The sequence below is a fragment of the Nocardia sp. NPDC051052 genome, assembly GCF_044456045.1.
Taxonomy (GTDB): Bacteria; Actinomycetota; Actinomycetes; order Mycobacteriales; family Mycobacteriaceae; genus Nocardia.
In genome coordinates this window covers 66,328-78,181 of record NZ_JBITFL010000009.1, presented here as the reverse complement: position 1 = coordinate 78,181, position 11,854 = coordinate 66,328, and the positions used below count along the sequence as shown (strand labels likewise).

10 protein-coding genes are annotated in these 11,854 nt (G+C 68.9%); 2 read left to right on the top strand and 8 right to left on the bottom strand.

Annotated features, from left to right (window positions below; all coding sequences use genetic code 11):
* Positions 1–663: 663 nt before the first annotated feature.
* Entirely contained in the window at positions 664–1,668 is a 1,005-nt protein-coding gene (locus ACIBCN_RS29045) for a stage II sporulation protein M (RefSeq protein WP_396994870.1), read from the bottom strand.
* A gap of 43 nt (positions 1,669–1,711) precedes the next feature.
* Between ACIBCN_RS29045 and ACIBCN_RS29040 the strand changes: the two genes are divergently transcribed.
* Complete coding sequence (locus tag ACIBCN_RS29040; protein WP_396994869.1) at positions 1,712–2,512, top strand: RDD family protein; 801 nt, start codon at positions 1,712–1,714, stop codon at positions 2,510–2,512.
* Here the strand turns inward: ACIBCN_RS29040 and add are convergent, their stop codons facing one another.
* From add to ACIBCN_RS29010, 6 genes are all read right to left on the bottom strand, one after another.
* Positions 2,513–3,529: an adenosine deaminase gene (add, locus tag ACIBCN_RS29035; protein ID WP_396994868.1), complete on the bottom strand. Its 1,017-nt coding sequence runs from the start codon at positions 3,527–3,529 to the stop codon at positions 2,513–2,515.
* Between the two features lie 34 nt (positions 3,530–3,563).
* Positions 3,564–4,859, bottom strand: a complete 1,296-nt coding sequence (locus ACIBCN_RS29030; protein ID WP_396994867.1) for a DUF58 domain-containing protein — start codon at positions 4,857–4,859, stop codon at positions 3,564–3,566.
* 3 nt (positions 4,860–4,862) lie between these two features.
* Positions 4,863–5,852, bottom strand: a complete 990-nt coding sequence (locus ACIBCN_RS29025) for an AAA family ATPase (RefSeq protein ID WP_396994866.1) — start codon at positions 5,850–5,852, stop codon at positions 4,863–4,865.
* Positions 5,853–5,925: 73 nt separating this feature from the next.
* A complete protein-coding gene (locus tag ACIBCN_RS29020) occupies positions 5,926–6,963 on the bottom strand; it encodes a DUF4129 domain-containing protein (RefSeq protein WP_396994864.1) in 1,038 nt (345 codons plus the stop codon).
* Complete coding sequence (locus tag ACIBCN_RS29015) at positions 6,960–7,829, bottom strand: hypothetical protein (protein WP_396994863.1); 870 nt, start codon at positions 7,827–7,829, stop codon at positions 6,960–6,962. Before ACIBCN_RS29015 ends, ACIBCN_RS29020 begins: the two co-directional genes overlap by 4 nt.
* A gap of 87 nt (positions 7,830–7,916) precedes the next feature.
* Positions 7,917–8,492, bottom strand: coding sequence for a TetR/AcrR family transcriptional regulator (locus ACIBCN_RS29010; RefSeq protein ID WP_396994862.1), 576 nt, complete (start codon positions 8,490–8,492; stop codon positions 7,917–7,919).
* Between the two features lie 114 nt (positions 8,493–8,606).
* Here ACIBCN_RS29010 and ACIBCN_RS29005 point away from each other — a divergent pair, with 114 nt between their 5' ends.
* Positions 8,607–10,124, top strand: coding sequence for an MFS transporter (locus ACIBCN_RS29005; protein ID WP_396995165.1), 1,518 nt, complete (start codon positions 8,607–8,609; stop codon positions 10,122–10,124).
* Positions 10,125–10,226: 102 nt separating this feature from the next.
* On the opposite strand, the gene ACIBCN_RS29000 is transcribed toward ACIBCN_RS29005, so the two are convergent.
* The gene (locus tag ACIBCN_RS29000) at positions 10,227–11,774 is read right to left on the bottom strand and encodes an adenylate/guanylate cyclase domain-containing protein (RefSeq protein ID WP_396994861.1); all 1,548 of its coding nucleotides are present in this window, start codon (positions 11,772–11,774) and stop codon (positions 10,227–10,229) included.
* Between the last annotated feature and the right edge of the window lie 80 nt (positions 11,775–11,854).

Below are 11,854 nucleotides of genomic sequence, written 5' to 3'. Positions count from 1 at the left end.
TTTCGCCCCATTCGCCATGGTTCAGGGGACTAGTGAGGCGAAGATCACACTGCGTCTAGAAGTTGCGGCCGTGGTGCTGAACCGGCCCGGCCGAAGCGGACGCGCAGCCGCCTTTCTGTGTCTGGTTATTCCCGATCTTGTCCAGACGCATGCATGTCCACGGGCAGTCCAACCAGGTATGTGTCGTGTTAATAAGACCTTAAACAAACCTGTAGTCGCTTTCTGTTCACCCGGTGTCCAGCTATCTCAATTCTTCGAGAGGAACACGCAGGTCGTCCGCCCTACGCGGGTGCCATTGAGGGATCTATGTCGAGGCCGCAGCTAATCATGCGAACGAAGTTTGTATCGCCACGAAGCGGATATGGAAGGACCTGCGGATTCGCGCGATCGTGAACGCGCCGACCGTTTCAAACAGTCCAAAAACGACAGCTGCAAGTTAGCTGGAGCTGTGAAAAACTATGCGCTCACCAGGGTTTGCTGGCGTGCTGCTTTATACGCTTGACACGAGCGACAAGGGTTGCATGAGGATAACGATTGTGTAGAGTCAACGGTAACGCTGGCCGCAGCTGAGCATGACTCGCTGCGGCCAGCGGAACTCAATTGGGGGACACCGAAACCGAACCGTGACGCGGCGTTGCTGTCGAGTGTCCGAACCCGCTTCGCTCAGTGTGTGCTCGAGGTTGTCTGTCGACCCTCGCCCGTCGCATCCAGTGCCGCATCGTCCTTCGCGAGCACCACCCTTCGACCCACCCCGAACACGTAGACCAGGAACAACGCCTCGGCGAGGAACCCGATCGCGATGCGCACCGGCGCGGGCAGGGCGCTCGGCGTCACAAAACCCTCGATGCAGCCACACACCAGCAGCACGCCGACCAACCCGAGCGCCACCGTCGCGGTCGCCCTGCCCTGCCGCGCCACCGCCTCCAACCGGCTCAGCCGACCCGGATCTATCAGTGTCCAGCCGAGTTTCAGGCCCGCCCCGCCCGCCACGAAGATCGCGGTCAGCTCGAGCGTGCCGTGCGGCAGGATGAATCCGAAGAACGAATCCAGCCGCCCCGCCTCGGCCATCAGCCCGGCGGAGACGCCGAGGTTGAGCGCGTTCATGAACAGCAGATACACCGCTGGCAGGATCAGCACCCCGGTGAACAGCGCGATCGCGGTCACCCAGGCATTGTTCGTCCACACCTGCGCGGCGAACGCACCCTGCGGATGCTCGGAGTAGTAGGACTCGAAGGCACCGCCGCGCCCGGTCAGCTCGCCGGTGTCGGACGGAATGCCGAGAACCGCACGCGCCGAATCGAATCGGGCCACCCAGACGGCCAACCCTGCGGATATCAACAGGAACACCGCCGCCACGCTGACCCACCACGGCCAACTCCGATACAGGGCGGCCGGGAAGCGGTGTGTGAAGAACCGGCCGATCTCCTGCCAGGTGTCGCCGCTACTGCCGATCGCCCGACCGCGCGCCCTGGCCAGCAGCGCGCTCAACCCGGCGATCAGCTCCGGATCGGGGCTGTGCGATTGCAGCCGGGCCAACTGCTGGGACGTGCGCCGGTACAGCGTGACGAGCTCGTCCGCCTCGGCACCGGTGAGCCTGCTCCGCTTGGTCAGATAGTCGAGCCGTTCCCAAGCCCTCCGGTGTGCATAGCTGTACGCGTCAACATCCACTGGCTTGCCTCCCACTACCGCCGGTCGCAAGAATGCTATCGACATGGCTGAATTCACCACCGGGGAAGCGGTCGCGCTAGAGCTGCCGATCGCCCGCCTGCCCACCAGGGCCACCGCGTTCTTCGTCGACGTGGTGGTGCAGCTGCTGCTGGCCGTCACGCTGTTCGTGCTGACCGTCAGCGTGCTGCTGCCCAGCGGGGCGGACACGGCGTGGCTGGATGTTGCCGTGCTGGTCACCGTCGTAGGTGTGCTGGTCGGCTACCCGGTGGTCTGCGAGACCGCGTCGCGCGGGCGGACGTTGGGCAAGTTGATGCTCGGGCTGCGGGTGGTGCGCGCGGATGGCGGCCCGATCGATTTCCGGCACGCGCTCACCCGCGGGCTGGCCGGTGCGATCGTCGACTTCTGGATGCTCGGCGCGTTCGGTGCGGTCGCGGTGGTCACGTCGCTGTGTTCGCCGAACGCGCGGCGAGTCGGTGACGTGCTCGCGGGCACCGTTGTCGTGCACGCCCAGCGGCCGCTGCCCGCACCGCTGCTCGCGGTGGCACCGCCGTGGCTCGCGGGCTGGGCGGGTCCGCTGCCGCTGGCCATGCTGCCGGATGATCTGGCGCTCGCGGTGCGGCAGTACCTGAGCCGCTTGCGCACCCTCACGCCCGTCGTGCAACATGAGCTCGGCACCGCGCTGGTCAGTGCGGTATGCGAGCGGCTGCAGGTGCCGGTGCCGACCGGATATCCGCCGTTGCAGATTTTGGGTGCGGTGATCGCCGAGCGGCAACGCCGGGTGCTGCCGCCGCCGATGTTCCCGGTCTTCCGGCCGGGGCCGGTGCCGCTTCGGGTCGGTCCGTAGTTACCGGTTGGCCGCGACGTAGTCGTCGATCTCGCGCAGGAACTGGTCCAGTCGCGCGGGGGTGATCCAGGAGCCGCGGAACGAGTTCTTGGCCAGCGCCACCAGCTGATCGATGTCGAGGCCCGCGTGCTCGGCGAGTGCGACATAGTTGTCCGCCGCGTACGCGCCGAAGTACGCGGGATCGTCGCTGTTGATCGTCACCGTGAGGCCGCGGTTCAGCAACCCCACGATCTCGTCGGACTTCATCCGGGAGGTGACGAACGAATTCGAGACCGGACAGCAGGTCAACGCGATCCCCTTGCCCTTGGCCAGTTCGACGAGCCGGTCGTCCTCGACGATGTTGGTGCCGTGGTCGAGCCGGTCGACGGCGATGTCCTCCAGGGCCTGCCGGATGTGCTCGATCGAGTCTTGCTGATCGATATCGCAGTGCATCGTCAGCAGGAAGCCCTCGCGCCGGGCCCGCGCGAAGACCGCCGCGAACTTGCTCGGCGGATTGCCGCGCTCATCCGAGTCGAGCCCGACGCCGATGATCCAGTCCCGGTACGGCAGCGCCGCCAGCAAGGTTGCCATCGCGAACTCCGCGGCATAGTCGCGCAGGAAGCAGAGGATCAGCTCGGCCGAGATGCCGAACTCGCGTCGCGCCCGCACGATCGCCGACCGGTATCCGTCGATCACGGTGGCGAACGGGACCCCGCGCCCGGTGTGCGCCTGCGGGTCGAAGAACATTTCGACGTGCCGAACCCCCTGGGCATGCGCCCTGGTCAGGTAGTCGAACGCCAGATCATGAAAGTCGGCCGGTTCCAGCAGCACCCGCATGGCGGGGTAGTAGACCCGCAGAAACGAGGTCAGATCGTGGAACTGATAGGTCTGCTTGACCTCGTCCACCGTCTGTTCCGCCAGCTCGATCCCATTGCGCTGCGCCAACCGGAACTTCAACTCCGGCTCCAGCGTTCCCTCCAGATGCAGGTGCAGCTCGGCCTTGGGCAGTCCGCGGACGAACGCGGCGAGATCAGACATGGCTCCCATCATGCGCCGCGGGCCGCCGGGCGGGCTACATCGTGCCGGACTTCTTGAGCTCCAGGTATTCGTCCGCGAGTGCCTCGGCGAGGTGGTCGGGGGAGGCGGCGACTACCGCGAAGCCCCTGCGGCGCAAGGACTCCTGCACCAGGGCGCGTTCGGCGAGGATGGATTCGGCGGCGGCCGCGGGGTAGAGGTCGGCGCGGGTGGCGCGCCGGGTCGCGGCCGCGGCGACGTCGGGGTCGGTAACCGAGACGATGAGGACGCGGTGGCGCTGGGCGAGGGTGGGCAGCACCGGGAGCAGGTTTTCCTCGACGGCGGCACCGTCGAGGCTGGTGAACCAGACGACCAGGCTGCGGCGGCGGGTGCGCTGGATGGCGGCGCGCACCAGGCCCGCGCTGTCGGTGTCGACGAGGGCCGGGGTGATGCCCGCCATCGCGTGCATCAGCTTCAGCTGCAAGCCTTTTCCGCTGATACCCCGCACCTCGGCGCGCGGCTCCCGGTCGTAGGCGAGCAGATCGACCGAGTCGCCCGCGGCGGCGGCCAGCCCACCGAGCAGCAGCGCGGCCTCGATGCCGGCGTCCAGGCGGGTGCCGTCGCCGACCCGGCCCGCGCTGATCCGGCCGGTGTCGAGCAGCATCAGCATGTGCCGGTGCCGTTCCGGGCGCCAGGTGCGCACCAGCACGTCGGTGGCGCGGGCGGTGGCGCGCCAGTCGATGCCGCGCACGTCGTCGCCGGCGACATATTCCCGGAACGAGTCGAATTCGTCGCCCTGCCCGCGCAGGTTGGCCACATTGCGGCCCTCGAGTTGTTGCAGCCGTTTGACTTTCGAGCGCAGCAGGCGCTCGCTACGGAACGGCGGCAGCGCGCGGACCCGGGCCGGGACGCTACGGCGAGTCTGCCTGCCCGCCAAGCCGAGTGGGCCGATCAGTCGCACGGTCACCTGACCCGCCGCCCGGTCGCCGCGATAGGTCGGGGCGAGCGTGGTGCGGAAGCGGACCAGCGTCGCCGGCGCGAGATCCAGCGTGTGCGTGCGGTTTTCGGTGCGGGCGCTGGCGGGCCAGTCGTCCCACACGGTGCCGCGCAGCGGGCGGGTGCCGTTGTTCACCGCGACGAGTTCCACCTCGGTGGCCCGGCCGAGCCGGACCACGGTGAGCGGCTCCCTGGACAGGGCGAGATCGCGGGCCCGGCCGACCGAGCCGAGGTCGAAAAGCAGTGCGGCGGCCAGCAAGCCGGTCGCGACCAGCACGCCGATCAACGACGGAACGACGAAGGTGACGAGCAGCGCGAGCAGGCCCGCCGCGGCGGCCAGCCGACCGGTGACGACCACGGACTACACCGGAACCGGGACCGAAAGCAGCAGCGACGACATGACACTCTCGGTGGTCACGCCGTCCAGCTCCGCCTCCGGTCGCAGCTGCAGCCGATGCCGAAGCACCGCGACGGCAAGGGATTTGACGTCGTCGGGAGTCACGAACCCGCGTCCGTTCAGCCACGCGAACGCGCGCGAGGCCGCCATCAGCGCGGTGGCGCCACGGGTGGACGCGCCGTGCTGCACGGCGGGGGACATGCGGGTGGCCCGGCACACGTCGACCATGTAGGCCAGCACCTCTGGACTGATCGTCACCTCGGCGATCGCGGCCCGGCCGGCGAGGATATGCGCGGGTCCGGCTACCGGGCGCAGTCCGGCGGCGGCCAGATCGCGTGGATCGAAACCGGCGGCATGGCGCTGCAGAATGCGGAATTCGTCGTCGCGGCCGGGCAATTGGATGTCGACCTTGAACAGGAACCGGTCCAGCTGCGCCTCGGGCAGCGGATAGGTGCCCTCCTGCTCGATCGGGTTCTGGGTGGCGATCACGACGAACGGATCGGGCAGCGGGCGCGGCCGTCCGTCGACCGAAACCTGGCGCTCCTCCATGGATTCCAGCAACGCCGACTGGGTTTTCGGTGGCGTGCGGTTGATTTCGTCGGCCAGCAGCAGGTTGGTGAAGACCGGGCCGTGCCGGAAGGTGAACTCGGCCGAGTGCGGATCGTAGATCTGCGAGCCGGTGACGTCGCCCGGCATCAGGTCCGGGGTGAACTGCACCCTGGCGTGGTCCAGCTCCAGTGCCGTCGCCAACGCCCGCACCAGCAGCGTCTTCGCCACGCCAGGTACGCCTTCGAGCAGCACGTGTCCACGGCACAGCAGCGCTAGTACCAGGAACATGATCGCGTTGTCGTTGCCGACCACCGCCTTGCCGATCTCGGTGCGCAACGCCGCGAACGCCGCACCTGCCTCCTCGGCGGTGGGGGTGTGGTTGGTGTCCGTAGTGGGGATGGTCATCCGACCTCCAGTGTCATGCGGGGGTTCCCGCGCCCCGTCGATGGGATGAGTGCTGCGGCATGGTGTCGGCGGTTCATCCGACCTCCGCTTCGATCCACTCGAGTTGGGTGGCAACGAGTTCCAGGGTGTCCGCGTCGGGCACCCGGCCGAACAGGGCGAGCCCGAGCTCTTGCGGATCTTCGCCGATGCGGGCGGCCAGGGCGGCGACGAGCCGGTCCGGCGGGGTGTCCGCGGTCATCCCGAGCGTCGGGCGGATGCGGCGCAGCGTCGCCGCGCGCAGCTTGGCCGCGACGTGCTCGTGGTCCCTCGACCGCCGATACAGCGCGGCCTGCCCGGCGAGCAGCTCGTTCGCCGCGACCTCGACCGGCCGCGGCTCGCGCACCAGCGCGCCACGGCGGCGCGCCCGCCACCACACCACCAGGGCGGCGGCGATCAGGAATTGCAACCCGCCGAAGAAGACCGGCGCGGGCAGCCGATCCCAGATCGCGTCGTCGCCGGTGCCGAAGCCGGATCCGCCGGAGTCGTGCGGCGGCCTGGTGCGCGGGATGTCCGGAGGTTGCTGCGGCGCGTTCGGCGCGCCGCACGACTGCAGCGCGGCGTAGAGCAGCAGCAGTAGTGCGGCCGCACCGGCGAGTACCGCCCAGAATTTGGGGTTGCGCAACAGCTCCGGCAGTGGCGGCAGCGTCCGCCGGGTGCGCGGCGCCCGCTCGGCGGCGGTGATCTCCATGGGCTCCGGCACGGGCGGCGGGGCCGCCGCGGAGAACCGGTCGGCGTATTCGAGCCTGCGGTACTCGTCCTCGGTCGCGCGTCGCCCGCCGTAGACGACCTCGTCGAAACTGTGTGCGGCCGGGTCGAATTCGGCGACGACGTCGAGCGGCAGCGCGGTCGTCACATCGTCGGCGGTCTCCCGGGCGGTGCGGGACCTACGCACCTCGAGCACGCCGCGCTGCTCGAGTCCGCGCAGTACGGCGCGGAAGCGTTCGCGCAGCGCGCGGTCGAAATCGCGGTGCTGTGCGGCGTTTTCGGCGGCCGCGCGGTGGTCGGCCGCGGCGCCGAGCCGCGGTGGGCCCGGCGGCTGGCTGTCCTGCGACACTTCGTCGTGCTCGCTCATCGCACCTGACCCGGTATGTGAATGTCCAAACCCTCACGGCGGCAACGACGATCGAGGTAGGACACCACCCTGGTGGCCGCCTCGACGACCTCACCGAACGCGATAATCAGCAGCACGCCGCTGGTGAGGAGCACGATCACCGGCCAGCGATGGGTGCCGGAGAAGTCCGACAGATACCACGGAATCCCCAGCAGCGGCACGGACAACAGCGCGAGCAGGCAGCGTTGCGCGAACCACAGGCCGACCGTCTGCCACTCGGCACCGGCGACCAGGATTTTCGCGCGAGCGACGGCCCCCCGATGCGGTGCCCCTTCGACGAACATGACCGGGACCGCCACGAAACGCTTGGCGCGCAACCACCCCAGCCAGGCCACCCCGAACGGAAAGGTGATGATCAGCAGGCTGGACAGCGCGAGCACGCCGACCGCGACGAGGGTATAGAGCACCTGGAACACCAGCAACGGCCCGGACGCCTTGGCGACCCTGCGCAGCGCTGTGCGCCAGCCGATCGGCGCACCGGACACGCCGGCCAGTCCGATCGCGACGGTCGCGCCGCGCAGCACGAGCCGCAGCAGCCACGCGCAGGCCATCGTCGACAGGATCGCCGCCCACGCGATGGCATTGTCGGCATCGCCGGTCAGCCGCGCGCTGCCCGCGGTGATCGCGACCACCACGAGCTCGGCGGCGACCAGGCACAGCGCGGTCAACCAGGCCAGTGCGAGCAGATTCGCCTGGATCAGCGCGAACGGCACGTCCAGCAGTTCGCGGAAGGTCATCGGACGGATCGGCACCGTCGTTCCAGGGGACCCTGGTACCGGATCGTCTCCCGCCCCGACGGCACCGGCCGGGTCGGCGGCTGGTAGCACGGGCCGAGTCTAACGGGCTGTCCCCGAATTGCGGCCCTCGCAGGCCGTTCGTCGTTTACGCAGGGGCCCGATCTTCGTTGGCAGGCCTTACGCGGTCGAGTTCGTCGCTGGTTCGACGCTCTTGTCCAGCAGCCGTGCCACGACCTGCCGGTACCGGGCCGGTTCGATTTGCGGCAGGCCGAGCAGGGCACGAAGGTACACGCCGTCGCCGACCAGCCGGACGATGTCGGCCTGGACCGGGTCGTCGATCTCGTTGTCCAGGCCGTCCGACCAGGAGTTCATCATCTCCATCAGGGCCTGCTGCACCTCGTCGGCCTCTGCGTCGGCCGCGGCGTCGATGGTGCGCATGGTCGCCAGCATGGAGCGGTAGATCTCGAGTTCCACCGCGTCGGCGGCGTTGTCCGGGTTCGGGGTCTGCAGGTACCAGCTGGCGACCGATTGGCCGCGGTCGGTGTAGTCCGTCAGCTGCTGGCCCGCGCGTTCGGTGAGCCGCCGGACCAGCCCGGCGAGCAGCGCGTCCTTGCTCTTGAAGTGATAGAGCAGCCCGCCCTTGGAGACGCCGGCCTTCGTCGCGACGCTCTCCAGGGTCACGTGCGACATGCCTTTTTCCAGCAGCAGGGATTCGAGTGCGTCCAGGATCCGGTCGCGGGTGTTAGCCGTCACCGGGCGAACTATACCGGCTGGACGGTAAGGTCTGATACTGTACCGTCCGGACGGTAAGAAATATGACGGAAGTCGAGCAAGACAATGACCACCCAGACCGCGAAGAACCCCCGGATGACCGGGCCGATCGCCGACACCCCACCCCGCGCCACCGCACGCGACTGGGCGGGCCTCGCCGTGCTCGCCCTCGCCCTGCTGCTGCTCGCGGTGGACGCCACGGTGCTCGACCTGGCCGTGCCCGCGATCAGCGCCGATCTGGCGCCGACCACACCACAGCTGCTGTGGATCATCGACGTGTACTCGTTCGTGCTGGCCGGCCTGCTGGTGATGATGGGCAACCTCGGCGACCGGATCGGCCGCCGCAGGCTGCTGCTGATCGGCGCGGCCGGTTTCGGTGTCGCGTCGGTGATCGCGGCCTGGGCCGTGTCCCCGGAGATGCTGATCGGCGCGCGCGTGCTGCAGGGTGTCGCCGGTGCGACCCTCATGCCCGCGACCCTCGGCCTGATCCGTTCGATGTTCCTCGATCCGCGCCAGCGCACCGTCGCCATCGCGGTGTGGAGCGCGATGGCGGGCGGCGGCGCGGCGGCCGGACCGCTGCTCGGCGGCTGGCTGCTCGAGCACTACTGGTGGGGTTCGGTGTTCCTGGTGAACCTGCCGGTCATGCTGGTGCTGATCGCCTTGGGCCCGTTCCTCGTTCCGGAATCGCGGGACCCGAACCCCGGTCGATTCGATCTGCCGAGCGCGGGCTTGTCGATGCTGGCGCTGGTGCCGATCGTGTACGCGATCAAGGAGTCGGCGGCACACGGGCTCAGCCCGCGGTTGGCCGTGATCGGTGCGGTCGGCGTCATCGCGGGTGTGGTGTTCGTGCGCAGACAGCGCACCCTGGACAACCCGATGCTGGACCTGAAGTTGTTCGCACTGCCCAGGTTCCGCACCGCGGTGATCACCAACCTGCTCGCCGTGTTCGCGCTGGCCGGTGTGCTGTTCTTCGGCTCGCAGTACCTGCAGCTGGTGCTCGGCCACTCGCCGATGGAGGCCGGTTTGCTGTTGCTGCCCGGCCTGGCCGCCAGCGTGATCGCGTCGCTCGCCGCGGCGTGGCTGGTGCAGCGGATCCGGCCCGGTGCGGTGCTCGGCGGCGCGCTGACCGTTGCCGCGTTCGGTTCCGCGCTGTTCCTCTGGCTCGGCCCGAACCCGGCGGGCAGCACCACGCCGTTCATCCTCGGCTTCCTGTTCATCGGCGCCGGTGTCGGTGTCGCGCTGACGGTCTCGTCGGACCTGGTGGTCAGCTCGGCTCCGGTCGAGCGGGCGGGCGCGGCCGCGGCGGTCTCGGAGACCGCCTACGAAACCGGCATCGCCCTGGGCGTCGCCATCCTCGGCAGCGTGGTCATGGCGATCTTCCGCAACGGCCTCGACCTGACCAACGTGCCGAGCGACCAGGTGGGCGTCGCGTCGGAATCCCTCGGCGCGGCCACAGGTTTCGCGCGACAACTACCAGAGTCGGTCTCCAGCACCTTCCTCACCTCGGTGCACGAGTCGTTCGTCTCAGGCATCCACTTCGCCGCAATCGGCACAGCCTCGATCCTGCTGATCGCCGCGGTAGTAGCCTTCCGCCTCCGCACCCCCCGCCCGTAACCCGCCCCAAGTCGAGGCGAGTCATACGGTCGCTCAACGATCTTCACCAGCGACCATTTGACTCGCCTCAACAATCACCGGCCGAATTCTGGGTGATACCGGTCAGTGCTGGGGGCGGGCAAGTTGGGTGGGGGTGAGGCGGCCGCGGAGGGTGACGGATTCGGCGAGTTGCCAGTGTTTGGCTTCGGTGGGGTCGGCGGCGGTGACGGTGGTGGCGGAGGCGAGTAGGAGGTTGTCCTGTTTGGCGAGTTCGCAGAGGCGGGCGGCCTCGTTGACCGCGTCGCCGATGACGGTGAACTCGTAGCGCTGCCTGGCGCCGACGTTGCCCGCGACCACGCGGCCCGCGGCGACGCCGATCGCGGCGACGAAGTCGTTGGCGGTGGCATCGAGCCGGCGTCGAATCGCCCGTGCGCAGGCCAGCGCCGCACCCGATGCGTCGGAAAGGGCGGCGGGCGTGCCGAATACGGCCAGCGCGGCGTCGCCCTCGAACTTGTTGAGCAGGCCGCCGTGCTCCTCCACCTCGTCGACCACGATGTCGAAGAAGCGGTTGAGGATGGCGACCATCTCGGTGGCGGGCACCGTCGCGGCCATCGTCGTCGATCCGACGATGTCGACGAACAGCGCCGCCGCCTCGGTCTCCACGCCGCCGAGCGAGGGATTGCCCGCCAGCGCGGCGTCGGCGACATCGCGCCCGACGTGCCTGCCGAACAGATCTCTGATCTGTTCGCGCTCGCGCAACCCCTCCACCATGTGGTTGAAACCGCTTTGCAGCTCGCCGAGCTCGGTGCCGTCGTACACGGTGATCGCCACCTGCAGGTCGCCGTCCTCGACCTGACGCAGTGCACGCCGCACCCCGCGAATCGGCGCGATGATCGCCGACACGCTCTGCATCATCAGCAGCAGACCGAACACCAGCGCCGCACCGCCGAGGGACAACACGCAGACCGCGAGCCGGGCCGTGCTGACCGACGAGTCGACCAGCGCCCACCCGGCCACGATCATCGAAAGGGCCACCGGCACGCCGGCACCCAACATCCAGGCCACCATCGAACGGGAGAAGACGCCCATGCCACGCCGCCGCCGCGACGGCGCCGCGTCCAAGACTCGTGCGGTCACCACCCGCAGCGCGAACTCGGCGATCAGGTAGCCGTTGGCGCACACCACGATCGCGCTGAAGGCGATGCCGATCAGGATCTTGGGAATGAGCGCGGGCTCGACCAGGGCGTAGAGCGGCGTCAGTACGGCGGCGGCACCCGACCACAGCAGTGCCTGCTGCAGCACCAGATTTCGCGGCACCCTGGCGGCGGCGATCTGTTCCGCCTCGGTGGGCACCTGGTCCGGGTCGATCGCCCAGCGCAAGGTGCGTAGCCCGCGCACGGTGCCCCACCACATCCCGACCAGCAACGCCAGCGCCGCGTATCCCGGCGTGGCGATGACATCGAGCAGCAACAGTTCCCGGGTGAACACCGTCGGCCCCGGCAACACGAAGCCGATCAACGCGAAAGTGACGGCCATCCCGGCCAGGTTCGCCGCCACCAGCGGCACGGTCAGCAGCAGCTGTACCCGGATCCGCCGCATCCCCGATGACTCGTCCACCGGTCCGAGCAGCCGCGAACCGAACGCGGCTGTCGAAACGTCACTGTGGGCCATGGGAGGAAAGCCTAGGCCGGACCACCCGCGAAGAGCCGGACCAGCGGCCCGAGATCGTCCGAGTGCCTCGACTATCGGTG